The organism is Saccharopolyspora sp. NPDC045839 (assembly GCF_056431645.1).
Window position 1 is genome coordinate 89887 of the sequence record NZ_JBWKKH010000023.1, and the last position, 25377, is coordinate 115263.

The window sequence follows — 25377 nt, forward strand, 5'->3', positions numbered from 1 at the left end:
GGAAGCGCGTTCCCGCCGGCCCGGTCCCGACACCGAGGAAGTGACATCGTGCGAAAGCCCAACCTCCCCGAATCCGGTGCCAAGCCGCCGGATTCGGTCGAGTTGTCCACCAATCGGCTGGAGCTGTTCAGCGACGCGGTGTTCGCCATCTCCATCACGCTGCTGATCCTCGAGCTGAATCCGCCCGAGCCGTCCGAGCACCTCGCCGGCGACCTGGCGGCGCTGTGGCCGTCCTACCTGTCCTACGTGATCAGCTTCCTGCTGATCGGCCAGGTGTGGCTGAACCACCACACCATGTTCCGCTTCATCAACCGCGTCGACCGGTTGCTCCTGCTGTTCAACCTCTTCCTGCTGCTGGACGTGGTGTTCCTGCCCTTCGCCACCGCGGTGCTCGCCCAGGCCATCACCGCCGACCACGGCGACCGGACGGCGACGGTGCTCTACGGCGGCGTGCTGGCGTTCGGCGGGGTCATGTTCAACGCCATCTGGGCCTACGCGGCGCACCGTCACCGGTTGCTCGGGCCGGGCATCACACCGGAGGAGGCCCGGCGGATGGGCCGCCGTTTCCGGGTCGGACCGATCCTGTACTTCGTCGCCGCGCTGGCCGGTTTCGCCAGCTCCACGGTGAGTCTGCTGCTCTACGCGTTCCTGCTGCTCCTCTACCTGGTCGAGGTCGCGGCGGGCGGGAAGAAGCCCGTTCACCTGCGCGCCCAAGACACGAGGAGTCCACGTTGAACGGTCGATTGGTCGTCGAGGACGTGAGCCCGGTCGTGTCGCTCGGGCAGCACCCGGCGAAGGCGGTGGTCGGCGAACACGTCTCGGTCCGCGCCACGGTGTGGCGAGAGGGCCACGACGCGCTCGCCGCGACGGTGGTGTGGCGCGGCCCGGACGGCGTCGGCCGGCAGACGCGGATGACCCGGATCGATGCGGACGCCGACCTGTGGGCCGCGACGATCGTGCCCGACGCCCAAGGGCTTTGGCGGTTCCGCATCGACGCGTGGTCGGACCCGTGGGCCACGTGGCGGCACGCCGTGGAGGCCAAGCTGGCCGCCGGGCAGGACGAATCCGAGCTCGCCAACGATCTGGAGATAGGTGCCCGGCTGCTGGAGCGGGTGGCTCGCCGCCCCGGCTGGGACGCCGGGACGCGGGAACTGCTGCGCACCGCCGCCGCGACCTTGCGGTTCCCGGACGCGGGACTGGCGCACCGGGTCGAGCCGGCGCTGTCGCCGGCCGTGCACGAGGCGATGTGCGCCAAGCCGGTGCGCGAGCTGCTGACCAGGGGCAGCACCCATCAGATCTGGGTGGACCGGCACCGGGCGCTGTTCGGCTCCTGGTACGAGTTCTTCCCGCGCTCCACCGGGCCCGTGGACGGCGACGGCGTCGCCGCGCACGGCACGTTCCCGACCGCGCAGGCCGAGCTGGAACGCATCGCGGGGATGGACTTCGACGTGGTCTACCTGCCGCCGATCCACCCCATCGGCGAGACGAACCGCAAGGGGCGCAACAACTCCACGCGGGCTGACCCGGGCGACGTCGGGTCGCCGTGGGCCATCGGGGGGAGCGAGGGCGGCCACGACGCGATCCACCCGGCGCTGGGCACCGAGGACGACTTCGACGCCTTCGTCCGCCGCGCCGGCGAGCTCGGCCTGGAGGTCGCGCTGGACCTGGCCTTCCAGGCTTCGCCGGACCACCCGTGGGTCACCGAGCACCCGGACTGGTTCACCCGGCTGCCCGACGGCTCGATCGCCTTCGCCGAGAACCCGCCGAAGAAGTACGAGGACATCTTCCCGCTGAACTTCGACAACGACCCCGACGGGCTGTACGCGGAGGCGCTCGACGTCGTCCGGTACTGGATCGACCACGGCGTGCGGATCTTCCGCGTGGACAACCCGCACACCAAGCCGCCGAACTTCTGGCACCGGCTGATCGCCGACGTCAAGTCGGAGCACCCGGACGTGCTGTTCCTGGCCGAGGCGTTCACCCGCCGCGCGCGGCTGTACGGCCTGGCGAGGCTGGGATTCACCCAGTCCTACACGTACTTCACGTGGCGCAACACCAAGCAGGAACTGGAGGAGTTCGGCCACGAACTGCTGGATCACCTGCACGAGGCGCGTCCCAACCTGTTCGTCAACACCCCCGACATCCTGCCGGAGTACCTCCAGCACAGCGTGCCCGCCGCCTTCGCGATCCGCGCCGCGCTGGCGGCCATGCTGGGGCCGTCCTGGGGCGTGTACGCCGGGTTCGAGCTGTTCGAGGACCATCCGGTCGCGCCCGGCGGGGAGGAGTACCTCGATTCGGAGAAGTACCAGCTCCGGCCGCGGGACTTCGCCGCGGCCCGGGCTTCGGGGCGATCCCTCGAACTGTGGCTGCAGCGGTTGAACGCCATCCGCCGCCGGCACCCGGCGTTGCAGCAGCTGCGGACGCTGCACTTCCACCGCACCGACAACGACAACATCATCGCGTTCTCCAAGACCGACCCGGCCGGCGGAGACCTGGTGATCTGCGTGATCACCCTCGACCCCCACGACCGCCAGGCGGGCACGCTGCTGCTGGACATGCCGGCGCTGGGCCTGGACCGGGATGCGCGGTTCGCCGTCGAAGACCTCGTGACCGGGCGGACCTGGGAATGGGGCAGTTCCAACTACGTCGAATTCGTACCCGAGCGCGACATCGCGCACATCGTCACCGTCCGCTGAGCCGTCCGCTCAGCGCTGATCTCTCCCCCTGCCGCCGCGCGGTTCCCGCACCGGGGACCGCGATGGGTGCCGCGCGCCCTCGGCAGGCCGTCGAACACGAGGTGGACAAGCAATGCTGCTGGAACCCCCGCCCGGCCGGCTGCTCGGCCGGGCACCCGAACTGCCGCGCAGCGGCTCCGAGGCGGCGCCCACCGGGGCGTTGCCCGACGACCCGGAGTGGTACAAGACCGCGGTCTTCTACGAGGTGCTCGTGCGGTCGTTCTTCGACTCCAACGACGATGGGGTCGGCGACCTCCGGGGCCTCGCCGAGCGGCTGGACTACTTGAGCTGGTTGGGCGTCGACTGCTTGTGGCTGCCGCCGTTCTACGCGTCGCCGCTGCGCGACGGCGGCTACGACATCGGCGACTTCCGCGCCGTGCTACCGGAATTCGGCACCATCGACGACTTCGTGCACCTGCTGGACGAGGCGCACCGGCGCGGCATCAGGATCATCACCGACCTGGTGCTCAACCACACCTCCGACGTGCACCCGTGGTTCCAGGAGTCCCGCCGCGACCCCGGCGGCCGCTTCGGCGACTTCTACGTGTGGGCCGATGACGACGAGGGATATCCGGACGCGCGGATCATCTTCGTGGACACCGAGACGTCGAACTGGACCTACGACCCGGTGCGCGGCCAGTTCTACTGGCACCGCTTCTTCTCCCACCAGCCGGACCTGAACTACGAGAACCCGGCGGTCCAGGACGCCATGCTGGACGTGCTGCGGTTCTGGCTGGACCTGGGCATCGACGGCTTCCGGCTGGACGCGGTGCCGTACCTCTTCGAAGAGGAGGGCACCGACTGCGAGAACCTGCCGCGGACGCACGAGTTCCTCAAGCGGTGCAGGCAGGTCGTGGACGAGGAGTACCCGGGACGGGTCCTGCTCGCGGAGGCCAACCAGTGGCCCGCCGACGTGCTGGAGTACTTCGGCGATCCGGCGGTCGGCGGCGACGAGTGCCACATGGCGTTCCACTTCCCGCTGATGCCGCGGATCTTCATGGCCGTTCGCAGGCAGAACCGGTTCCCGATCTCCGAGATCCTCCAGCAGACGCCGCAGATCCCGGCCAGCGGGCAGTGGGGCGTGTTCCTGCGGAACCACGACGAGTTGACCCTGGAGATGGTCACCGACGAGGAACGCGACTACATGTACTCCGAGTACGCCGCGGATCCCCGGATGAAGGCCAACATCGGCATCCGGCGGCGACTCGCCCCGCTGCTCGGCAACGACCGCAACCAGCTGGAGCTGTTCACCGCGCTGCTGCTGTCGATGCCCGGTTCACCGGTGCTGTACTACGGCGACGAGATCGGGATGGGCGACAACATCTGGCTCGGCGATCGCGACGCGGTGCGCACCCCGATGCAGTGGAACCCCGACCGCAACGCCGGCTTCTCGCGCTCCGACCCCGGACGGCTGAACCTGCCGGTGATCGCCGACCCGATCTACGGCTACCAGGCGACGAACGTGGAGCAGCACCTCAACGACCCGTCGTCGCTGTTGAACTGGACGCGGACGATGCTGCGCATCCGCAGGCAGCACCCGGCCTTCGGGCTCGGGCTGTTCACCGAGTTCGGCGCGTCCAACCCGACCGTGCTGGCCTACGAACGCCGCTACGAAGCCGGTGGGGAGAGCGACGTCGTGGTGTGCGTCAACAACCTTTCCCGGTTCCCGCAGCCGGTCGAGCTGGACCTGTCGGCGCACGAGGGTTCGGTGCCCATCGAGTTGACCGGCGGCGTGCGCTTTCCCGCCATCGGCCCGGACCCGTACCTGCTGACGGTTCCCGGGAACGGCTTCTACTGGTTCCAGATCACCTCGATCGCGGAGGGTGGTAAGCATCGATGACTTCCACGGACGTGTTGTCCCATGTGGGCGAACTCGCGGAACCGCTGGCCCGGTGGCTGCCCGGGCAGCGCTGGTTCGCGGGCAAGGACCGCCCGGTGCAGTCGGTCGAGATCGTGCACGTCACGGCGCTCAGCGACGACGATCCCGCGTTCCTGCACCTCATCGTCCGGGTGCACCAGCCGGACCGCGCCGAGGACTACCAACTGCTGGTCGGGTTGCGGCGCTCGTTGCCGGCGGTGCTCCGCCCGGCGCGCATCGGTGAGATCGGGTCCCGCACCGCCTACGCCGCGGTCCGCGACCCGGCGTTCGGACGGCTGCTGCTGCAGCTGATCGCCTCCGACGCCACCGTCGGCGAACTGCGCTTCCGCCCGGAGGACGGCGTTCGGCTGGACACCGGCGTTCCGTCCCGGCTGCTGGGCGCGGAGCAGAGCAACACCTCGCTGGTGTACGGGAACAGGTACATCCTCAAGCTGTTCCGCCGCGTCTTCCCCGGCACGAACCCGGAACTGGAACTGCACCGGGCCCTGCGCAGCGCGGGATCCAGGCACATCGCCCGCCCGCTCGGCTCGGTCGAAGGGCGGCTGCGCGGCCGCCCGGTGGTGCTCGGCATGGTGCAGGAGCTGCTCCCGTCCAATGCGGACGGTTGGTCGATGGCGACGGCCAGCGTGCGCGATCTCATGACCGCGCCCGGTCCGGTGCCCGCCGAACGCGGCGGTGACTTCGCCGCCGAGGCGCGCCGCCTCGGGCGGGCCGTGGCGGAGGTGCACGCGGACCTGCGCGATGCGCTGGGCGCCACGCAGGTCCGGGATGCCCAGCGGCAGGAGTGGCTGGACGTGATGGCCGCCCGGTTCGACGTGGTGGCGGGGCAGGTTCCGCAGTTGGCCGCGCACCGCGCGTCGATCCTGTCCGCGTACCGGGCGGCGCGTGCGGGCAGCGCCGCCTTGACGGTCCAGCGCATCCACGGTGACCTGCACCTCGGCCAGGTGCTGCGCACGCCGACCGGGTGGGTGCTGGTGGACTTCGAAGGAGAACCCGCGGTTCCCCTGGAGGTCCGCCGCGAGCCCCGGTCGCCGTTGCAGGACGTCGCGGGAATGCTGCGGTCCTTCGACTACGCGGCCTTCCAGCTGTTCACGGGGGGAGAGCACTGCACGGACTCGCCACGCCGGGCGGAGGAATGGTCGCAGCGCAACAGAACCGCGTTCCTCGACGGCTACCGGCAGGTCAGCCGCGTGGTCGACGAGGACCGGGCTCTGCTGCGGGCCTTCGAGGTGGACAAGGCGGTGTACGAGGTCGCCTACGAACACGCCAACCGGCCGGACTGGCTGTCGATACCGATGTCCTTCGTGGAGCGGCTGCCCGTCGTCGAGGAGCGGCCGTGACCGGCCGGCCGCCTGCCGTGCGGGAATACGCGCGGCTGCTCGACGGTTCGCACCCCGACCCGCACACGCTGCTGGGAGCGCACCGCGCCGGCGCCGGGACCGTCTTCCGCACCGTGCAACCAGGTGCGCAGGCGGTCGCGGTGCGGTGCGGGAGCACCCGCTACGAGCTGCTCGAAGTGATGCCGTCGCTGTTCGTCGGGCAGGCGCCGCTGCCGGTGTCCGACCACCGGCTCGAGGTCCGCCGCGCGGAGGGCGTCGTGGAGCTCGAAGACCCCTACCGCTGGCTGCCCACCCTGGGCGAGCTGGATCTGCACCTGATCGGCGAGGGACGCCACGAGCGGCTCTGGGAGGTCCTCGGCGCGCACCGCAGGAGCCTCGAACTGCCGGACCGGACGGTGCGGGGCGCGGCGTTCGCGGTGTGGGCGCCGGATGCCGGCGGCGTGCGGGTGGTGGGGGACTTCAACGGCTGGGACGGCACCGGACACCCGATGCGCGCGCTGGGCACTTCCGGGGTGTGGGAGCTGTTCGTCCCCGGCGCCGAACCGGGGTGCCGGTACAAGTTCCAGGTGCTCGGGGTGGACGGGCGGTGGCGGGACAAGGCCGATCCGATGGCATTCGCCGCCGAACCGCCGCCCGGCACCGCGTCGGTCCTGCACGAGCCCGGCCACGAGTGGCAGGACGCGGACTGGCTGCGGCGGCGCCGGCGAGCCGCGGTGCTGTCGTCCCCGATGAGCATCTACGAGGTGCACCTCGGCTCGTGGCGGAAGGGGCTCACCTACCGGGAACTGGCCGATCGGCTCGGTGACTACCTGGCGGACCGCGGCTACACCCACGTCGAACTGCTGCCGGTGGCCGAGCACCCCTACGGCGGATCGTGGGGCTACCAGGTCACCTCCTACTACAGCCCGACCGCCCGGTTCGGCTCCCCGGACGACTTCCGGTACTTCGTGGACCGGCTGCACCAGCGCGGCATCGGCGTCGTCCTGGACTGGGTTCCGGCGCACTTCCCGCGCGACGCCTGGGCGTTGGCCCGCTTCACCGGGCAACCGCAGTACGAGCACCCCGATCCGCAGCGCGGGGAACATCCGGACTGGGGCACGCTGGTCTTCGACTTCGGCCGCCCCGAGGTGCGCAACTTCCTGATGGCCAACGCGCTGTACTGGATCGAGGAGTTCCACGTGGACGGCCTGCGCGTGGACGCCGTCGCCTCGATGCTCTACCTGGACTACTCCCGCGGGCCCGGGCAGTGGTCGCCCAATCGGTTCGGCGGGCGGGAGAACCTCGAAGCGGTGCAGTTCCTCCGGGAACTCAACGCCACAGTCCACGAGCACCACCCGGGCGTGGTGATGATCGCCGAGGAGTCGACCGCCTGGCCCGGGGTGACCGCACCCGCCGACCGCGGGCTCGGGTTCGACCTGAAGTGGAACATGGGATGGATGCACGACACCCTGTCGGTGCTGTCGCACGATCCCGTGGAACGCCGGGATCTCCAGGACGAGCTGACGTTCGCGCTGAGCTACGCCTGGACCGAGAACTTCGTGCTCGCCCTCTCGCACGACGAGGTGGTGCACGGCAAGGGCTCGTTGTGGGGCAAGATGCCCGGCAACGCGTGGCTGAAGGCCGCGAACCTGCGTGCCCTGCTCGGTTTCACGTGGGCGCATCCGGGCAAGCAGCTGCTGTTCATGGGCGGTGAGTTCGGCCAGGCCGGGGAGTGGGCGGACAACCGCTCGCTGGACTGGGGCCTGCTCACCGAGCACGCCGACGCGGACCTGCACCGCGGGCTGGACCGCCTGGTCGCCGACCTCAACCACACCTACGGGAAGCTGCCCGCGCTGTACACGTGGGACTTCCGCAAGGAGGGCTTCTCCTGGATCGTCGGCGACGACGCCGACCGGAACGTGGTCGCGTTCCTGCGGCACGGCGCGGATGGATCCGTGGTGGCGTGCGTGGCCAACTTCGCCGGCGTCGCCCACGACCGGTACCGCATCGGCCTGCCCGCTATCGAGCGCTGGAGGGAGGTGCTCAACACCGATGCCCGCGAGTACGGCGGTTCGGGGGTCGGCAACCCGGCGAGGATCACCGCCGACGACCAGCCGTGGCACTCCTGGCCCGCGTCGGCGGTCCTGCGACTACCCCCGTGTGGGGTGGTGTGGCTGGTACCAGAGCGCTGACGGCGACAGCGCCGCGGTCACGACGCCGGCTGCCGCGCGACCAGGCCGTTGCGGTGCGCGAACACGGCCAGCTGGAGCCGGTCCCGGTTGCCCAGCTTGCGCAGCAGGTGCGAGACGTGGTGCTTCACCGTCGTCTCGGACAGGAACAGCCGGGCACCGATTTCCCGGTTGGACAGGCCGTCCGAGACCAGGTCGAGGATGTCGCGTTCGCGGGCCGTCAGTTGCCGCACGACGTCGTTGTCGGCGTCGGCCGGTGCGTCGCGGAGGAAGGCCAGCACCGGGTCCACGAGGCACGGTTGCAGGTAGCGATACCCTTCGTGCACCGCGAGCACGGCGCGGCGGAGTTCCTCCGCGGTGCAGTCGTCGGTGATCACCCCGGCGATCCCGGCGCGCAGCCCGCCGATCAGCCTGCGGTCGGTGCGGTCGGCCAGCAGCAAGATCGTCGGCCGCGCGCGGTCGCGGCGGATCTTCGGCAGCCAGGACCACCTGCCGCCCTCGACGTCGTCCGCCAGGTCGATGTTGGTGAGCACGACGTCGGGGGCGAGCCGCTCGGCGAGCACCTCGGTCTCCGCGGCGCTGCCGGCTTCGCCCACCACGTCGATGCCGCCGATCTTGCCCAACTGGGACTGCAGTCCGGTCCGCCAGAACGCGTTGTGGGCGCAAACGAGGATGCCGATCTTCATTCGTTCCTGCGTTTCCAAGAGGTCTCCGATCCCCGTCCAGATGTGCTTCGAGCGAACCGGGGAACGCGTTTCGCGACCAGGAACAAATATTCGGTAAACTCCGCGCATTTTTGCGTGTACGGGGTTGGGTGAATTGCTCCAGGAGCGGAGTTCACCGCCTTGAGGTCCCGTTTCCCGCGCGTTGCCGGTGGGGTGGATCAGCAGATCTGCGTCCCCCTCCGGCGGTTGCTGTAGCGAGCATCACATTTGCGTGGACAAACGTCCTCTTCGGTCAGGGCCGAATGTGCGAATGCCGCTGTCGGCCATTTAGCGCAGAACGCTATGACTGCTTTGTCTGAAATCCAGGTAAATCGTTACAGTGCGAAACAGGCTTGCAAGTTTACCTGGAGTCTCATTGCTCCAAAAGTGCGGTTACTTATGAGTATTAGCTACTGATTGCGACTGTAGTGGGCTGAATGGGTGATTGTCTGCTCTAAAGTGGCAACGTCACATTGATCATGTTTGACTTGCCGTGACCGTGTGGGTCGGCGGTCGGAGGCATTGCGCGAATGCCGCATCGGGCTCGAATGCGAGCGACTGGGGGAGATGTGCTGTCTGTATCCGGAATTCAGGGGGGACGTTCGAACTGGTGGCTATTTCTGTTCCGGGGTGGGGTCCGCGGAACGGGGAATAATTGTTCTTGGGGACGGCATGGTTGACGGACTGATCTGGGAAGACGGGCGATTCGGGGGCGGCGGGAGGAATTCTTTCGGTGCCCTGCTGCGCGGACTCCGCATTGCGGCCGGGCTCACGCAGGAACGGCTCGCCGAGCAGTCCGGGCTGAGCGTGCGCACGATCAGCGATCTGGAGCGCGACAAGACGTCGCGACCGCAGCGATCGTCGGTGCGGCTATTGGCGCGAACACTGGGGTTGGAGCGCGAACAGGCCGAGGAATTCCACCGTACGGCGCACGTGCCATTCCTGGGCCGGCCCGGATCCGCTGCGCGGGTCGGCGCCGCACCGGACACCGCAGGCGGGGCTCAGCGCCGTCATGACGTCTTCTCCGAGTTGCCCGCCGACGTGCCCTGCTTCGTCGGAAGGATCCAGGCGCTGCGGCGATTATGCGCAACGCTGGCACCAGACGCGAGCATGGCCGCCGACCGGCCTCGGATCGTCAACATCACCGGAGCGCCGGGCGCCGGCAAGACGGCGCTCGGCGTGCACGTCGCACACCGGCTCAAAGACCAGTTCTCCGACGGTCACATCTACGTCGATCTGCAGTTCAAAGATGGCTCGGGGGTATGCGCCAACGAGATCCCCAGCCGCATCCTGCGTTCCCTGGGCGCGCGTTCCGTTCCCGCCGGCTTGGAGGAGCAGTGCGCCCTGCTCCGCGCCCTGCTCGCGTCCCGGCAGGTTTTCCTGCTGCTGGACGGAGTCGTGGACGAGGCCCAGGTGCGCCCGTTGCTGCCGGGGGTCGGGCGCAGCGTCGTCGTGCTGATCAGCCACCGCAAGTTGCACGCGATCGACTGCCGGTGGTCGGTGCGGGTCCCCGGCTTCACCAATCGCGAATCCCGGGACTACCTGGCCGGACTGTTCGGAACCGACCGGATGGCCGCCGATTCCGAAGGCGTGCGCGAGCTCGTCGCCTGCTGCGCGGGAAACCCGCTCGCCCTGCGCATCGCGGGCTCGTTGCTCGCCGCGCGGCCCTACGTGCAGCCGCGCGATCTCGCTGCGCTGCTGGCCGACCCGCGCAAGCGATTGGGCCACCTCGTGATCGGGGACCTCAGCGTGCGCGACAGCGTGCGCAAGGGCTACAACAACTTGACGCCGGATCAGCGATCGAGCCTCCAGGCGCTCAGCCGGGTGTCGCCGAACGCCATCACCTACACCGAGATCCCCGCCCTGCTCGGCCGCCCCGCCTACGAAAGCCGGGCGCTGCTCGCGGACCTGGTGGACGCCGGGCTGGTGCACACCAACGGCGTGGCCGCCTGCAGCGCGCTGAAGTACCGCGTGGACGACTTCATGCGCAGCTACGTCCTGGGGCACTGCGAGATGCTCGACGCCGGATAGCCAGAAATCGATTTCCAGAGGACGAGCCGACGCCCGCGACCGGGCGGCAACACCGAAGGGAAATTCATGCGGTACACCCTCCTCGGCAAGACCGGCCTGCGGGTATCGGAAATGTGCCTGGGAACCATGACGTTCGGCAGCGACTGGGGTTGGGGCGCGCCGAAGGAGACCTGCGGCCAGATCCTCGACGCCTACGCCGGGGCCGGCGGCAACTTCATCGACACCGCGAACGCCTACACGAACGGAACCGCCGAGCAGATCCTCGGAGAACTCCTGGAGGGACGACGCGACGAGTTCGTGATCTCCACCAAGTACAACGCGCCGACGCGGCGCGGTGACGTCAACGCGGTGGGCAGCCACCGCAAGAACCTGGTGGCCTCGCTGGAGGCGAGCCTGCGGCGGCTGCGCACCGATCACATCGACGTGTACTGGGTGCACGCCCGGGACACCTTCACGCCGGTCGACGAGATCATGCGCGCGCTCGACGATCAGGTCCGCCTGGGCAAGATCCTCTACGTGGGGGTCTCGGACTGGCCGGCGTGGGAGGTGGCCCAGGCCAACACGCTCGCCGAGCTGCGCGGCTGGTCGCCGTTCATCGGTGTGCAGCTGCGCTACAACCTGCTGGACCGCTCGCCGGAGCGCGAATTGCTGCCCATGTCACGGGTTTTCGATCTCGGCGTGCTGGTCTGGGGCCCGCTGGCCGAGGGGCGGCTGACCGGGAAGTACCTGCGCGGTGAGCACGGCCGGTTGAACACCTACGACTGGGGCGGCGACCACGACCGGGCCGACGGCATCGTCCGGGAGGCGGTGCGCATCGCCGAGGAGATCGGCCGCACCCCGGCCCAGGTGGCGTTCGCCTGGCTGCGCTCGCGGCCGGGCATCATCGTCCCGATCGTCGGCGCCACCAGGCAGGAGCAGTTGCGGGACAACCTGGGCAGCCTGGAGCTGGAACTGGAGGCGGCTCACCTCGACCGGCTCGACGAGGTCAGCAGGGTCGAGCTGGGCTTCCCGCACGACTTCGTCCGCTCGGACGCGATCACGCCCGTCATCTACGGCGACCGGTGGCAGGAGATCGACGACCGGCGGCGCACGGTCCGGCGCACCCCGCACGACGTCGAGTGACCGCTGCCCCTCGCCGAAGGATCTCCCGGCGCGGGGCGGCCTCGCCTCCTTCGCCTCCGCGGTCGGGAGGCGAAGGAGATCCGGGCCGGCTCGTCGGCGTCAGCCGGTCATGCCGCCGGCGAACGGCATCGCCTGCCATTGGGCGACGGCAGGCTGCAGGTATTCCGCCAGCTGGGGCAGTTGCGGCACGAGCGTGAGGGTGGCGACGACCCGCAGCATCCCCACGGCGTTCACGAACTTCAGGACGTCGTCGTTCAACGGCCGCAGGCCGTTGCGCTGCGCGCCGCGGTTGTAGGCGGCTTCGAGGTCGGGGCCGAGCGCGGCCAGGTCCCACTCGACGGGGCCCAGCGTGACCAGTTCGAAGTCGGCGAAGAGGTGCCCGTCCACCCCGGCGAAGATGTTCGCGGGCGGGGAGTCGCCGTGGATGGGCTGCAGGTCGACCCCGGGGAACGCCCCTTCGAACGCCGCGCGCGAGCTGACGAGCGGTCCCAGGACCTGCCACTCCCGGCGTGCACGATCGAGCTCGGCCGGACCGATGAGGTCGGGGCTCTTTTCCAGCAGGGCAAGGCTTTCCGCGACGAACTGCGGTTCGGCCGAGGACAGGAACGACAGCCGGCCCGGGTATGCGCGCAGCGCGGCGTGCAGGTCGGCGGCGAGCTCGGAGTTCGCCACGTAGTCGGGTTCCCCGTCCCGGGCCTCCTCGGCGAACTGCCAGAACGTCATCGAGAACCCGTCGCGCTGAACGGGTTCCCGGGGCACGAGGGGACTGGGCGGGATCACGGGCGTTCCCCGGTCTGCGAGCCACTGCGTCACGTCCAGTTCCGCCTGCTGGCGGCGCGCCAGGGAGTCGAGCCCGGTGTTGTGCGGCAGCACGGTGGGAATCCGGGCCACGACCGGTGCGGGTGCGAGGTGGACGACGACGGAGAACAGGTCGTGGAGCACCCGGGCATCGGTCACGGTGAGCCCGAGGTCGCGCCCTGCCCCGACGGCCGCGTCGACTGCGGCGGCGGTGCGGCGGGCGAGGTGTTGCGGCGACGCGAAATCGGTCATGGGCCCGATTGTTCCATTTCGCGCGGACGCCAGGTGACGGCGGCTCCCCAGGCGGAAACCGGTCTGCCGCGGTACACAAGGGCACTGTTCGCTTTCCGGGCGAGGGCGGTGCGTCGTGGAGGTAGCTGTGAGCGCTGCTCGAGGTGAGGTCGGCGATCCGCCGTTGGGGGCCATGGCGGCGCTGCTGGCCTTCGGCAGCGGCGCCGTGGACGTCGCGAGCTTCACCCGGCTCGGCGATGTGTTCAGCAGCGTGATGACCGGCAACCTGGTGCTGCTCGGCCTTGCGATCGCACGGGCTTCCGCTCCGCTGGCAGTGCACGCTCTCGTCGCTTTCGCGGGCTACATCGCGGGTGTGGCGGCGGGCAGCCGCATCACCGGGGCGCCGAGACGGCACGGTCGGCTCTGGCCGGTGCGGGTCACGGCGGTCCTGCTGGTCGAAGCGGTCGTGCTCGCCGGATTCGCCGCCGGCTGGGTCGTGACCGATGCGCGGCCGAGCGGGGCCTGGCAGCTCGGACTGCTGGTGCCGGCATCGGTCGGGATGGGCCTGCAGAGCGCGGCGATGCGCGGATTGGGGAGCAGGGCGAAGGTGTCCACCACGTACCTGACCGGCACGCTGACCGGCGTGGTCGAAGGGCTCGCGACCGGCGGCCGGGCAAGGGTGTTCGACGTGCGGGGAGCGGTAATCCTGCTGGCGGTGGTGGCCGGTGCCGCGGCGGGCGGAGTCCTGCTGCTCGCGGTGCCGCGAGCGTTGCCGCTGCTACCGCTGGCGGCCCTGGCGGTCGTCATCGGCATCGCGTCGCTCCACCACCGCGCGGTCCGGCGATCCGGTCGCCCGGAGAAGTGATCCGCTGGTGTCCACAGTGGCCAGTCGATCGGATCGTCCGGTCGGGGCACAGGCTGCCGCGAGAACGGACCGAAGCGGATCGAGCGCCTCCGGCGCGGAGCGAAGATCCTCGCGAAGTTGAACCACCCGAACGTCGTGACGTTGTTCGAGATCGGCTCGGCCGCCAAGCCGCCTGCCGTACGACGCACGGCAGAATCCGGGGCGTGACGACGGAACGCGTTTTGGCGCAGCAGGAACTCATCAACGGCGAGGCTCGCCGGGTGGCCGCCGAGCTCGACCTGATGGCCGTTCTCGGCGCGGTCGGTGAGCCGGTGCAGGTCGGCAGCTCGGCGCTGCGGGTCATGGTGCGGCGGGATCTCGACGTCACCGTGGTCTGCCGGGAACTGGACCGGGACGTCCACCTGGCCGTCGCGCGCATCGGCGCGGAACTCGCGGTGCTGGAACGGGTCCGGGAGGTCAGGTTCCGCGACGACACCGGGATGTGGAACACCGACCCCCGCTACCCGGACGGCCTGTACCTGGGCGTGTCCTACCGGGCCCTGGACGGCGCGGACTGGACGCTGGACATCTGGTTCGTCGATCGCCCCGACCGGCAACCGGACCTCGAACACCTGCGAACCCTCGCCCCCAGGCTCGACGACGACCACCGGGCCCTGGTGCTGGCCATCAAGGAAGAACTCGCGAAGAGACCGGCCGACGGCGTCGCCGGCTACGAGGTGTACCGGGCCGTGCTGGACCACGGCGTGACCACCGCGGAGGAATTCGACGACTGGCGGGAAGGCCAGCGATGACACCGGTGCCGGGGGTGGGCGACCTGCCCACCCCCGGCCGCTTCGGCGAACGTCAAGCGGTTCGCGAGGCCGCGGCCATGCCGGTCGTCGCGGCGGTGGTGAGGTCCTTGACGACCACACCGTCCTTGACGACGAGTTCGATGGCATCCGGGTCGGCGAGGGCGGCGATGTCGGTCAGCGGGTCGACCGACACGGCCACGAGGTCGGCGATCTTGCCGGCCTCCAGGGTGCCCAGTTCGCCGTCGAGCCCCAGCAGCCGGGCCGCGTTGGCGGTGCCGGCGACGATGGCGTCCGACGGGGACATTCCCAGGTCCACCATGTGCGCCAGCTCGAGCAGGTTGCGCGCGTGCGGGCAGACGCCGGCGTCGGTGCCGAGCGCGACCTGGACCCCGGCCTGGATGGCCCTGGCGAGGTTCTCGCGGGCGATCTCCGACCACCGCACCTTCTTCTCGTACAGGTACGGCGGCACGAGCGCCGGATCCGGCACCCGCAGGGCCGCGCTGAGCGTCGGAACCAGGAACGTGCCCTTGTCGAGCATCAGTTCAACGCCCTCGTCGTCGATCTCGTAGCCGTGCTCGACGCTGTCGACGCCGCCGCGGATCGCCGCCAGGATGCCCGCGGTGCCCTGCGCGTGCGCGGCGATCTGGCGGGGTCGCGAATGGCGTTCGAGCTCGGCGCGGATCAGCGCGATCTGGTGCTCGGTGATCCCGAGGTCGTCCGGCTGGTCCGTCGGGCTCGACACCCCGCCGGTGGTGCAGACCTTGATGACGTCGGCGCCGGAGCGGATCAGGGTGCGCACCGTCGTGAGCACTTCCTCGTCGGTATCGGCCACGCAGAGGCTCGGAACGTTCACCAGCGGCATCACCTTGCCGTTGGGCAGGGTCAGGTCGGCGTGGCCGCCGGTCGGCGAGATCACCTGGACCGCGATCCGGGCCCGGGGGCCGGTGATCAGGCCGTCGTCGAGGGCGCGCTGCATCCCGTGGTCGAGCCCGCCGAGATCGCGGATCGTGGTGATGCCCGCGTCCAGCGTCTGGCGCAGTCGCCGGGCGGTCTTGAACGTCGCGTAGCTCCCGGCGTCGGACACCACGTTCCGCGAGTTCTCCTCGACCGCGATGGTGGCGTGCACGTGGGTGTCGAAGAAGCCGGGCAGCACGGTGCGGCCACCCCCGTCGACCGTGTGGACCGGAGTGACCTCGGCGGCGTGCTCGCGCCGGGGGCCGACGTAGGTCAACCGCCCGTCCGCCGCAACGATCTCGCCGTCCTCCACGGGGGAGCCGCCGGTGCCGTCGATGATCCGCACGTTGATCAACCGGATCGTTCCGCCGTGACTCATGGTTCCTCGCTCTCGCTCGATTTCCTCGGCAGGCGCCGGCATCGCGGGGCATCCCCGTCGATTCGCCGAACGCGCCTGCCGCGTGGCTGCCTGCACCGTCCGGTCACTCCTGGGCGAACGCCTCCTTCGCCTGCCGCAGCAGGTCAGGCTCGGTCAGCAGCTGGATGGTGGTGGTGGCCAGCAGCGTCGCTCCGTCCAAGGCGACCTGGTCGCCCGCCGCGGCACCGGCCGCCTCGGCGGCCTCGTGGGTGTGCATGGTGACGCCGGGGATGAGCTCGAGGAGCGGGTGCGCCGACGGCACCACCTGGCTGACGTTGCCCATGTCGGTGGAGCCCCCGGCGCGGTTCGCCGGCTCCGCACCGGGCTCCCGGCCCATCGCGACGAGCGTGCCGGTGATGAGTTCGGCGAGCACGGCGTTGCTGCGCATGGCGGCGTAGGCAGGCGCGGACCGGCGGATCTCGACGTCCGTTCCGGTGGCCAGCGCGGCTCCGCGCGCGCAGTCGTGGACCGCGGGGACGAGCCGATCGGTGAGGTAGCGGGTGTCGGGGGAGCGGACGAAGGCCCTGATCGCCGCGCGCTCCGGGATGATGTTGGGCGCCTGCCCGCCGTCGGTGATGATCGCGTGGACGCGGGATTCCGGGCGGATCTGCTGGCGCAGCAGGCCGATGGCGTTGAGCGCGAGGGTGGCGGCGTCCAGGGCGTTGCGCCCCTCGTGCGGGGTGTCGGCGGCGTGCGCGGGGATACCGGTGAACACGAATTCCACGGCCTCGCGCGCCAACGAGGGCATGTGGACGCGGTTCGCGCCGGTCGGGTGGACCATCATGGCGGCGTCCACTTCGGACAGCACGCCCGCCTCGATCAGGTAGGCCTTGCCGCCGCCACCTTCCTCGCCGGGGCTGCCGACCGCGAGGATCCGCGCGGCGGTGCCCGGGTGGTCGGCCAGCCAGCGCTTCGCGGCGATCGCGGCGCCGAGCCCGGCCGCGGCGATCGTGTTGTGCCCGCAACCGTGCCCCAAGCCCTCCAGCGCGTCGTACTCCAGGAAGATCGCGACCGTCGGCAGGCGACCTTCGTGGTCGCCGGCGTTGGTGAACTCGGCGACGAACGCGGTGTCGAGGTCGGCGACCCGCTCCCGGACGTCGAACCCGTGCGCGCTCAGCGAGTCGCGGAGCAGCTTCGCGGCGTGGTGCTCGGTGAAGCGGATCTCGGGCCGGTCGTGGATCCGGTGGCTGACGTCGAGGATCTCCGCTCGAAGCGCCTCGACCAGGCCGGTGACGGTGTCCAGCAGGGCGGTGCCGGATTCGTGGGTGGACAGGACTTCCTCCTAGATGGGTGGGGTGGGTGGTCAGCGTCCGATGTGGAACGTCTCGCCCGGCCCGATCGGGATGCCGAGCGCGGTCCACACGACGAAGAACAGCAGCCAGCAGGCGTAGAACGCGGCGGTGTAGGGCAGCATGAGCGAGAACAGCGTGCCCAGGCGCGCTTTCTTGTCGTAGCGCTGGATGAAGCCGAGCAGGATGGCGATGTACGGGCTCAGCGGCACCATCATGTTGGTCGAGGAGTCCGCGATGCGGTAGGCGACCTGGACGTAGGCCGGGTTGACGCCCTGGAGCATGAACATCGGCACGAACGTCGGCGCCTCCAGCGACCACAGCGCCGATCCGCTGGCGATGACCAGGCTCAACGCGGCGGTGAGCAGGCTGAATCCGACCAGCCCCAGGATGCCGCCGATGCCGAGCGACTTCAGCAGCGCGGCACCGTGGACCGCCAGCAGCAGGCCGAGGTTGGACCAGGTGAACCAGGCGATCGCCTGGGCCGCGACGAAGATCAGCACGAGGAAGCCGGAGAGTTCCTTGATCGACTTGCTCATCAGCGCGGGGATGTCGGAGGTGCTGGTGATCGTGCGGGCGGTGACGCCGTAGGCGATGGCGGTGCTGACGAAGAACATCAGCAGGATCGGCACGATCCCCTCCAGCAGCGGGGACTTGAGCAGGCCACCGGTTTCCGGGTTGCGGAGCGGGGAACCGGGCACGGCGGTGACGATCGCGACCGCGAGCACGTACAGCACGGCGGTGATGCCGGCGTTGCGCAGGGCCTTGCCGTTGAGGGCGGGCTCCGCGGCCGGGCTTTCGGCGTCGTCGTCCGGATCGGGGGTGTAGGTGCCCAGCCTGGGCTCGATGATCTTCTCCGTGACGATCGTGCCGACGATCGCGAGCATGACCGCCGATGCCGGCATGAAGAAGTAGTTCGCCAGCGGCGACACGGTGGTTCCGGGCGCGACGATCCCGGCGGCCGCGGTGGTGATGCCGGACAGCAGCACGTCCGTGCTGGTGATCACGAAGTTCGCCGTGAACGCCGCGCCGGTGGCGGCGAAGCCGGCGGCGAGCCCGGCCAGCGGATGCCGGCCCATCTTGAGGAAGACCATCGCCGCGAGCGGCGGAACGATGAGCATCGAGGCATCCGAGGCCAGGTGGCTGATGATGCCCACCAGCATCACCGTGAGCGTCACGTAGCGGGGCTTCACCCCGGCGAGCGCCCGGCGCAGGACGGCCTCGATGAGCCCGACCTGCTGGGCGAGGCCGATGCCGAGCATGAGCACCACGACCAGCGGCAGCGGCGGGAACTCCACGAAGTTCTTCAGCGCGCTGGTCACCACGTACGTCAGCCCCTCGCCGGAGAGGATGCTGTGGATCATGACCTGCTTGCCGGTCCCCGGGTGCACCACCGACGCCCCGAACCAGCCGGCCACGGCCGACACCGCGGCGATCAAGATCGACAGGTACACGAACAGCATGAACGGGTGCGGCAACGCGTTGCCGACCCGCTCCACGACGTTCAACGTCGCAGCCAGAGCCCTGCTGCCGGCTCCTGGCTTCGTTCTCACCTTGGTCCTCGCCACTGAGTCCCCTAGTACGTCCGGGTGGTCTTTGGTGCGCACATCCTGGGTACTGTTTTCGGCTGACCGGGCTAAGCTGCGGGAAAGTGGTTCTTAGGAAGATCGAATGCGCGAACTTGCCAATCTCGACGAACTGGATCTGGATCTGATCAGCGCCCTGCAGATCGCCCCGCGCGCTCCGTGGGCGTTGGTCGGCGAGGTGCTGCAGATCGACGCGGCGACGGCGGCCCGGCGCTGGGAGCGCCTGAGCGATGCCGGGGCGGTCTGGCTGACCTGCTATCCCGGCGCGTCCTACCCGGAGCCGGTCTGCATGGCCTTCATCGAGGTCGACTGCGCCCAGGGGCAGGTGCTGGCGGTGGCCGAGCAGGCCTCGCGGCTACCGGCCGTGGTCACCACGGAGCACGTCACCGGCGGACGCGACCTGTACTTCACGGTGATCGTCGGCGATCTCGGCGAGCTGACCGAGTTCCTGCTCGGCGACCTGCAGCGGATCCCGGGCGCGCAGACCACCCGGGTGCAGGTCGTCACGGAGCTGTACGCCCAGGGCGGTGACTGGAACCTCGGCGGGCTCGATGCCGCTCAGCAGGAGCGGATCAGGCGCTCGCGGCCCGGCGGCAAGGGCTTCTCGATCCAGGCGCTCCGGCCGGTCGACCGAAACCTGCTGCGGTTGCTGGCGAATGAGCCGCGCGCGTCGTACACGGATCTCGCCAAGGGGGCGGGGATCAGCGTCAGCACGGCTCGCCGCCGCGTCGACGCGTTGCTGGCGTCCGGGATGGTCGGCATCCGCTGCGAGGTGTCCCGGGTGCTCGCCGAGGTTCCGATGTCGGCCACGGTCTGGGCGAACGTGCCGCCCGCCGACCTGCCCGGGGCGGCCGCGCTGATCGCATCGTTGCCCGAAACGAGGGTGTGCGCCGGGATCACCGGCGGCATGGCGAATCTCTTGTTCAGCGTGTGGCTGCGCAGGCCGAAGGAGCTCCAGCTCATCGAGCGCCGGCTCGGCGACCTGTTCCCGCAGGTGAGCATCGTGGACCGGGCCCTTTGCCTGCGCCACGTGAAGCGCGCGGGGCGCCTGCTGCACGACGGCGACCTCGCCGGCGACATGGTCCCGCTGGCCATGTGGAACGGCTGACCACGCCCGCCATCACCCCGGGTGCGCCTCGGACGCCGGCCTAGTTGCACTCTCTTTCTTCCTGTGTATATTAGGTTCAATCCTAGGGAGGTTAGGAAACCTGATGCCGCGTGAGAGGATCACTCCGGATGCCCTGGTGTCCGCCGCCGCCGACCTCGCCGACGAGATCGGCTTCGAGAATCTGACGCTGGCGGCGCTCGCGAAGCGCTTCGGCGTCCGCGACGCGAGCCTTTACACCCACATCCGGGGCCTCGCCGACCTGCAGGAGCGCGTGGCGCTGCTCGCGCTCACCGAATGGGCCGACGCGCTGGGCGCGGCCGTGGCGGGACGCTCCCGTTACGACGCCCTGATCGCCTTCGCCGACACCTACCGGGCCATGGCGACCGGGCATCCGGGCCGCTACGCGGCCACCCGGTACCCGGTGTCGTCCGAGGGGCTCGCCGCATCGGCGGGCGTGGCTCGCATCATCGAGGTCTGCTACGCGCTGCTGCGCGGCTACGACCTCTCCGAACCCGACGCCACCGACGCGGTGCGATTGCTGCGCAGCACCTTGCACGGCTTCAGCGACCTGGAGGCCACCGGCGGCTTCACCGCCGACCACAGTCTCGACGTCTCATGGCGGCGGGCGGTCGACACGCTCCACCACACCCTGGCCAACTGGTCGAAGATCTAGAAACCCATTGAGGTTTTTCCAACCTCGTTTTGCGTGGCGGTGCGGGTGGCGGAACCTCAGAGGCTCCCTGGTCTGTGGGTGCCCACCCTTATGTATGCCAATACACGGCGGCTGGGCCGTCCTCGCCGGGAGAACCCCGGAGGGGTGGGCACAGTGAACCCGCGGCGGTGCCAGTTGCGGGGGTGGGCTATGCGCCTGCGGCGCATGCGACACCCCGTCGACGTGCGGCTTTGCGGCCCGTGGTTGCGGGCTGACCAGGATGAAAAACGCTCATAAAATGAAGAACGATCATTAGGAGAAACCCATCCGCACCGGAACGCTCACCCTCGACGGCACTCCCATCGACTACCGCGACTGCGGGGACGGACCCCCGCTGCTGCTCCTGCCCGGCGGCGCCGGCCACGCCGGCGTCCTCGACGGGATCGCCGCGCACCTGGCCGACCACTACCGCGTCGTCGCCATGTCCAGCCGCTTGGCCTCGGCACGGCCGGGCACCGAGCACGGCGACCAGCACCCGAAGGTCTACGCCGAGGACACCCTCGGCCTGATCGAGGCGCTCTTCGACGAGCCGCCGACCGTGTTCGCCTTCAGCGCCAGCGCCATCACCACCCTCGAACTGCTGACCCGCCACCCGGACCGCCTCCGCCTCGCGGTCGTCCACGAGCCCCCGGTGCTCGGCCTGCTGCCGGACGCCGCGCGCTACCGGGACGCGCTCGAAGCGGTCCGGACGGCCGCGCGCACCCAGGGGATGGACGAAGCGGGCCGGCTCATGACCGAGACCATGACGGCCCCGGAACCCGGCACGGACTCCCCGGACCTGCGCCACCCCGGCGACTGGTTCGACGGCTACGCCGAGACCCTCCCCGAACCGCCCACCCCGGAACTGCTGGAGCTGTTCTCCCGGCTCGGCGAGCTCCAACCGCTGTTCCTGGAGCACGTCCTGATGCCGTTCACCACCGCTGAGGTCGACCTGACCGCGCTCGGCGCGGTGGGCCCGCGACTGGTCCCCGTCGCCGGCATCGACTCCCGGGGCCAGCTGCCCTACCGGGCCGCCGCGGCCCTCGCCACCGGGCTCGGACTCCCGCTGACCGAGTTCCCCGGCGGCCACCTCGGGCCCATCGAACGCCCCGCGCAGTTCGCCGGCGCGCTCAGGGCGCTCCTCGAAGCACGCTGACGCGAAGGCGGTCTAGCTGCCGGGTGCGGCGGAGATCTGCTGGGTCGGGCTGTCCGGGGCGGTCAGGCTCGCGCTGACCGTGCGCTGCAGGTTCCGGTGCGCGTTGTTGAGCTCGTGGCGCAGGCCCAGGATCTGCTTGGTCAGCGCGTCGCCTTCGGTCAGCGTGCTCGTTTCGACCGCCCGCAGCAGCACTCCGAGGTGGCCGTGGAGGCGTTGGTGCACGTCGGAGAACGTGACGAACTGCTGTTGCACTTCCAGCGGCGGGGACGTTCGCGCCACCGCCTTGATCATCGTTTCCTGCCAGCGCCGGGTGGTTTGGCGGTAGTAGCGCTCCGCGGCGACGCGGTGGTGCGGGGCCACCTGGGTGTCCAGGGCGCTGCGGATCAGCTCCTGGCCCGTGTCGACCAGCTCCCGGGCGACCGTGGTCACCGCGTAGGCCCACTCCCACTCTTCCGTCTGGGTGGCGGTCCGGCGCTCCTGCCGCGCCTCCTCGAGCTGCCGGTCGGCCAGCTTCACCTGCTCCCAGGCTCGTTCGGCCTGCGCGCGTGAGGCTTGCGCGGACCCCGCCGCCTTGGCGGCGTTGCTTTCCACGGCCGCCGCCAGGCGGCGCATCGCCTCCGCTCGTTCCAGTGCTTCGCGGGCCGCGCGGCGGGCCAGCCAGAGCTGCCAGGCCGCGAGCCCGACGGCCACGATCGCCAGGCCTGCGGAGATCCACGTGGCGAGCTCAGCAATCAGCATGAGCCCAGACCCTGGCACACCCGCGCCGCTCGGTGGTCCAGGTGCGCTAAATCTCACGGCCCTTCGTGCAATGCGCGGCTTGACTTGCCCGGCGCTCTGTGGCTGACGGTGGATCTTGCCGCCGCCGACCTGGCCGTTTCGGGAACCCCACGCCGTGCGGACGGCGGTGATCCCGCAGTTTCAATTGAAACTGCGGGACCACCGGGCGGTCGTCGCGGAGCCGGTCGCCTTGGTCCACGCCAGGCCGGGGCGCGCGCCGGTCCTCACTGAGCGAGACCTTTGTGGACTGTCCCAGACGGCGCGACCGGTCTGCACCGTCGTCGGTTCGGATGATCGATGCAGCCGGCGCAGCGCGGCATGAAGTCCTCGCAGCGGCACCGATCGGCTTGTGGCACAGGCGGATCCCCTACCCGCGGTGACCGTGAACGGCCACCGCGGGTAGGGGGCTGGTCGCGGCGATGACATGATGGTCCTTCGTGGAATGGAGTCAGCTGCTCGAACGGATCGCGGACGAGGTCGCTCCGCTGCGCGTGGCGGGGACGGTCGCGGATTACATCCCGGCGCTCGCGCGGGTCGATCCCGGCCACTTCGGTATCGCGCTGGCCGATCTCGACGGCGGCGTCCATGGGGTCGGTGACTGGGAGACGCCGTTCTCGGTGCAGAGCATCTCGAAGGTTTTCACCCTCGCACTCGTCCTGGCCGGCAGCGATGAGGCGCTCTGGCGGCGCGTCGGCCGGGAGCCGTCGGGCAGTGCCTTCAACTCGCTGGTCCAGTTGGAGCACGAACGCGGGATTCCCAGGAACCCGTTCATCAACGCGGGTGCGCTGACGGTCACCGATGAGCTGATCTCCCTGGTCGGCGACGCCACCGGGGAGCTGCTCGCGTTCCTGCGCGCCGAGAGCGGCAATTCGGCTCTGCGGGTCGACGAGGAGGTCGCCGCCTCCGAAGCGGCCCACGCGGACCGGAACCTGGCCCTGACCCATTTCATGGCGTCCTACGGCAACATGCGCAACCCGGTGGCGACCGTGCTCGACCACTACGTCCGGCAGTGCTCGATCGAGATGAGCTGCCGTGACCTGGCTCTGGCGGGGTTGTTCCTGGCCGCGCACGGTGTCCGCCGGGACGGTTCGCAGCTGGTCTCCCGCAGGCAGGCCAAGCGGATCAACGCGATCATGCTCACCTGCGGGACCTACGACGCCGCCGGGGATTTCGCCTACCGGGTCGGCATCCCGGGCAAGAGCGGGGTCGGTGGCGGGATCCTCTCGATCGTGCCGGGGCGGTGCGCGGTCGCGGTGTGGAGCCCGGGGCTGGACAAGCGCGGCAACTCCGTGGCCGGTGTGGCCGCGCTCGATCACTTCACCACGCTGACCGGATGGTCGGTCTTCTGACCGGACGATCCGCCGGGCGGGCACTGACCGACGCGCGGAATCTCCGCGCACGTTGCGAAGCGCGCGTGGCAGGGTGTGTCCGCCGGGTCACGTTCTGGTGTGGCGGAGAACGGGGTGCCCCAGCGCCTCAGCCCCCGAGCACTACCGGCAACGTGCGCGGGGCGTGCACGTGGACGCTGCGGCGGTAGGTCAGCTCGGCCGGGTCGGCCACGATGCGCAGTCGCGGGAAGCGATCGAACAGGGCGGCCAGCCCGACCTCGCCCTCCAGCCGGACCAGGGCGGCACCCAGGCATCGGTGGATGCCGTAGCCGAAGGCGAGGTGGCCGGTGGTGTTGCGGTCCGGGTCCAGCACGTCCGGATCCCCGAACCGCGCCGGGTCGCGGTTGGCCGCACCCGTGGACAGGGTGACCGATGCACCCCTGGGGATCGTGACCCCGCCGATCTCCAGGTCTTCGGTGGCGAACCGCAATGAGGCGTTGAGGGCCGGCGAGAGCCAGCGCAGCAACTCCTCGATCAGCGACGGCGCCGACTCGGGCCTGGCGAGTCGCTCGCGCGCGGAGTCGTCGGCCACCAGGGCGCCGACGCTGTTGGTGATGAACACCGCGGTGGTCTCGTGGCCCGCCATCAGCAGCAGCATGGCCATCGCCACGATCTCCAGGTCGGAGAGCCGGTCACCCTCGTCGGACGCCGAGATCAGCGCGGAGAGCAGTGCGTCGTCGGGCGCGGCGCGCTTGGCCGCGACCAGCCCTTCCAGGTAGGTGGCCATCTGGGCGGAGGCACGCGCCAGCTCGGGCTCGGGGCATTCGTCGATGAGGACGGTGGACAGGCGCGCGAACTCGTCACGATCGATCTCGGGGACGCCGAGCAGTTCACTGATCACCACCATCGGCAGCACGATCGCGTACTGCGCCACAAGATCGACCGGCTCGTCCTCGGGCAGGCCCGCCAGCAGTTCCCCGGCGACGGCCTCGACGCGCGGGCGCAGCCTGGCGATCCGGCGAGCGGTGAACGCCTGGGTGACCAGGCTTCGCAGCCGGGTGTGTTCCGGCGGGTCGAGCGAGGTCAGCATGTGCGACATCGGGGCAGGCAGCCCTGGCGGTGCGGACGCGCGTTCCTCGGCGGGCAGACTGGACCGACAGTCCTTCGCCAGCCGCTCGTCGGCGAGCCCCGCCCGCACGTCGTCGTAGCGGGTGACCAGCCAGGTCCGTCCGCCCTCGAAGTCGACCTCGCGGACGGGACAGGTCTCGCGCGTCGCGGCGAGCGCCGCGTGCGGGTCTCGCCAGTAGTGCTCGGTGAAGGAATCCTCTTGCGTCGCACCTGTCATGGGGTTCTCCGTTCCGTGGAGTGCGCCGTACGGCGATGTCGGATTACCTGCGGAAGCAGAC

The 25377-nt window shown here is 70.1% G+C and carries 20 protein-coding genes; 13 read left to right on the forward strand and 7 right to left on the reverse strand.

Going from position 1 to position 25377, the window contains the following annotated elements:
• Window positions 1–48 precede the first annotated feature (48 nt).
• The 5 genes from AC07EQ_RS28105 to glgB all read left to right on the forward strand — a co-directional run bounded on the left by AC07EQ_RS28105 (window position 49) and on the right by glgB (window position 8125).
• Entirely contained in the window at window positions 49–735 is a 687-nt protein-coding gene (locus AC07EQ_RS28105) for a TMEM175 family protein (RefSeq protein WP_478390872.1), read from the forward strand.
• Window positions 732–2696 (forward strand): maltotransferase domain-containing protein, encoded by a 1965-nt coding sequence (locus tag AC07EQ_RS28110; RefSeq protein ID WP_478390873.1) that lies wholly within the window; start codon window positions 732–734, stop codon window positions 2694–2696. The genes AC07EQ_RS28105 and AC07EQ_RS28110 overlap by 4 nt, the downstream gene beginning before the upstream one ends.
• A 112-nt stretch (window positions 2697–2808) precedes the next feature.
• Window positions 2809–4575 (forward strand): maltose alpha-D-glucosyltransferase, encoded by a 1767-nt coding sequence (treS, locus tag AC07EQ_RS28115; RefSeq protein ID WP_478390874.1) that lies wholly within the window; start codon window positions 2809–2811, stop codon window positions 4573–4575.
• On the forward strand, window positions 4572–5954 hold the full coding sequence (locus tag AC07EQ_RS28120) for a maltokinase N-terminal cap-like domain-containing protein (protein WP_478390875.1): 1383 nt from the start codon (window positions 4572–4574) through the stop codon (window positions 5952–5954). Before treS ends, AC07EQ_RS28120 begins: the two co-directional genes overlap by 4 nt.
• On the forward strand, window positions 5951–8125 hold the full coding sequence (gene glgB, locus AC07EQ_RS28125; RefSeq protein ID WP_478390876.1) for a 1,4-alpha-glucan branching protein GlgB: 2175 nt from the start codon (window positions 5951–5953) through the stop codon (window positions 8123–8125). Before AC07EQ_RS28120 ends, glgB begins: the two co-directional genes overlap by 4 nt.
• A 17-nt stretch (window positions 8126–8142) precedes the next feature.
• Here the strand turns inward: glgB and AC07EQ_RS28130 are convergent, their stop codons facing one another.
• On the reverse strand, window positions 8143–8808 hold the full coding sequence (locus AC07EQ_RS28130; RefSeq protein WP_478390877.1) for a LuxR C-terminal-related transcriptional regulator: 666 nt from the start codon (window positions 8806–8808) through the stop codon (window positions 8143–8145).
• Window positions 8809–9498: 690 nt separating this feature from the next.
• Here AC07EQ_RS28130 and AC07EQ_RS28135 point away from each other — a divergent pair.
• Window positions 9499–10857 carry a helix-turn-helix domain-containing protein gene (locus tag AC07EQ_RS28135; RefSeq protein ID WP_478390878.1) on the forward strand — a complete coding sequence of 453 codons (1359 nt, stop codon included), beginning with the start codon at window positions 9499–9501 and terminating at the stop codon, window positions 10855–10857.
• A 66-nt stretch (window positions 10858–10923) separates the two neighbouring features.
• Window positions 10924–11979: an aldo/keto reductase gene (locus AC07EQ_RS28140; protein WP_478390879.1), complete on the forward strand. Its 1056-nt coding sequence runs from the start codon at window positions 10924–10926 to the stop codon at window positions 11977–11979.
• Window positions 11980–12078: 99 nt separating this feature from the next.
• Here AC07EQ_RS28140 and AC07EQ_RS28145 read toward each other — a convergent pair whose 3' ends face one another.
• Window positions 12079–13029: a phosphotransferase gene (locus tag AC07EQ_RS28145; RefSeq protein ID WP_478390880.1), complete on the reverse strand. Its 951-nt coding sequence runs from the start codon at window positions 13027–13029 to the stop codon at window positions 12079–12081.
• A gap of 127 nt (window positions 13030–13156) precedes the next feature.
• Here AC07EQ_RS28145 and AC07EQ_RS28150 point away from each other — a divergent pair, with 127 nt between their 5' ends.
• Together AC07EQ_RS28150 and AC07EQ_RS28155 are read left to right on the forward strand one after the other, a co-directional pair.
• Window positions 13157–13873: a YoaK family protein gene (locus AC07EQ_RS28150; protein WP_478390881.1), complete on the forward strand. Its 717-nt coding sequence runs from the start codon at window positions 13157–13159 to the stop codon at window positions 13871–13873.
• Between the two features lie 203 nt (window positions 13874–14076).
• On the forward strand, window positions 14077–14664 hold the full coding sequence (locus AC07EQ_RS28155; protein ID WP_478390882.1) for a hypothetical protein: 588 nt from the start codon (window positions 14077–14079) through the stop codon (window positions 14662–14664).
• A gap of 52 nt (window positions 14665–14716) precedes the next feature.
• Here AC07EQ_RS28155 and AC07EQ_RS28160 read toward each other — a convergent pair whose 3' ends face one another.
• The 3 genes from AC07EQ_RS28160 to AC07EQ_RS28170 form a co-directional block, all read right to left on the reverse strand.
• Window positions 14717–15997: a metal-dependent hydrolase family protein gene (locus AC07EQ_RS28160; protein WP_478390883.1), complete on the reverse strand. Its 1281-nt coding sequence runs from the start codon at window positions 15995–15997 to the stop codon at window positions 14717–14719.
• 103 nt (window positions 15998–16100) lie between these two features.
• Window positions 16101–17309 (reverse strand): amidohydrolase, encoded by a 1209-nt coding sequence (locus tag AC07EQ_RS28165; protein ID WP_478390914.1) that lies wholly within the window; start codon window positions 17307–17309, stop codon window positions 16101–16103.
• Window positions 17310–17339: 30 nt separating this feature from the next.
• The gene (locus AC07EQ_RS28170; RefSeq protein ID WP_478390884.1) at window positions 17340–18878 is read right to left on the reverse strand and encodes an AbgT family transporter; all 1539 of its coding nucleotides are present in this window, start codon (window positions 18876–18878) and stop codon (window positions 17340–17342) included.
• Window positions 18879–18996: 118 nt separating this feature from the next.
• Between AC07EQ_RS28170 and AC07EQ_RS28175 the strand changes: the two genes are divergently transcribed.
• From AC07EQ_RS28175 to AC07EQ_RS28185, 3 genes are all read left to right on the forward strand, one after another.
• Window positions 18997–20019, forward strand: coding sequence for an Lrp/AsnC family transcriptional regulator (locus tag AC07EQ_RS28175; RefSeq protein ID WP_478390885.1), 1023 nt, complete (start codon window positions 18997–18999; stop codon window positions 20017–20019).
• A 103-nt stretch (window positions 20020–20122) separates the two neighbouring features.
• Entirely contained in the window at window positions 20123–20692 is a 570-nt protein-coding gene (locus tag AC07EQ_RS28180; RefSeq protein ID WP_478390886.1) for a TetR/AcrR family transcriptional regulator, read from the forward strand.
• Window positions 20693–21065: 373 nt separating this feature from the next.
• Entirely contained in the window at window positions 21066–21866 is an 801-nt protein-coding gene (locus AC07EQ_RS28185; protein WP_478390915.1) for an alpha/beta fold hydrolase, read from the forward strand.
• 12 nt (window positions 21867–21878) lie between these two features.
• Here the strand turns inward: AC07EQ_RS28185 and AC07EQ_RS28190 are convergent, their stop codons facing one another.
• Window positions 21879–22604 (reverse strand): hypothetical protein, encoded by a 726-nt coding sequence (locus AC07EQ_RS28190; protein WP_478390887.1) that lies wholly within the window; start codon window positions 22602–22604, stop codon window positions 21879–21881.
• 476 nt (window positions 22605–23080) lie between these two features.
• Here AC07EQ_RS28190 and AC07EQ_RS28195 point away from each other — a divergent pair, with 476 nt between their 5' ends.
• On the forward strand, window positions 23081–23992 hold the full coding sequence (locus AC07EQ_RS28195; protein WP_478390888.1) for a glutaminase: 912 nt from the start codon (window positions 23081–23083) through the stop codon (window positions 23990–23992).
• Between the two features lie 127 nt (window positions 23993–24119).
• Here AC07EQ_RS28195 and AC07EQ_RS28200 read toward each other — a convergent pair whose 3' ends face one another.
• Window positions 24120–25316 carry a cytochrome P450 family protein gene (locus AC07EQ_RS28200; RefSeq protein ID WP_478390889.1) on the reverse strand — a complete coding sequence of 399 codons (1197 nt, stop codon included), beginning with the start codon at window positions 25314–25316 and terminating at the stop codon, window positions 24120–24122.
• Window positions 25317–25377: the final 61 nt, after the last annotated feature.

Coding starts and splice junctions, on each gene's coding strand:
- AC07EQ_RS28200 (WP_478390889.1), bottom strand. CDS start 25,316: ATGACAGGTGCGACGCAAGAGGATTCCTTCACCGAGCACTACTGGCGA.
- AC07EQ_RS28135 (WP_478390878.1), top strand. CDS start 9,499: ATGGTTGACGGACTGATCTGGGAAGACGGGCGATTCGGGGGCGGCGGG.
- AC07EQ_RS28160 (WP_478390883.1), bottom strand. CDS start 15,997: ATGAGTCACGGCGGAACGATCCGGTTGATCAACGTGCGGATCATCGAC.
- AC07EQ_RS28140 (WP_478390879.1), top strand. CDS start 10,924: ATGCGGTACACCCTCCTCGGCAAGACCGGCCTGCGGGTATCGGAAATG.
- AC07EQ_RS28190 (WP_478390887.1), bottom strand. CDS start 22,604: ATGCTGATTGCTGAGCTCGCCACGTGGATCTCCGCAGGCCTGGCGATC.
- treS (WP_478390874.1), top strand. CDS start 2,809: ATGCTGCTGGAACCCCCGCCCGGCCGGCTGCTCGGCCGGGCACCCGAA.
- AC07EQ_RS28130 (WP_478390877.1), bottom strand. CDS start 8,808: ATGAAGATCGGCATCCTCGTTTGCGCCCACAACGCGTTCTGGCGGACC.
- AC07EQ_RS28175 (WP_478390885.1), top strand. CDS start 18,997: ATGCGCGAACTTGCCAATCTCGACGAACTGGATCTGGATCTGATCAGC.
- AC07EQ_RS28180 (WP_478390886.1), top strand. CDS start 20,123: ATGCCGCGTGAGAGGATCACTCCGGATGCCCTGGTGTCCGCCGCCGCC.
- AC07EQ_RS28145 (WP_478390880.1), bottom strand. CDS start 13,029: ATGACCGATTTCGCGTCGCCGCAACACCTCGCCCGCCGCACCGCCGCC.
- AC07EQ_RS28120 (WP_478390875.1), top strand. CDS start 4,572: ATGACTTCCACGGACGTGTTGTCCCATGTGGGCGAACTCGCGGAACCG.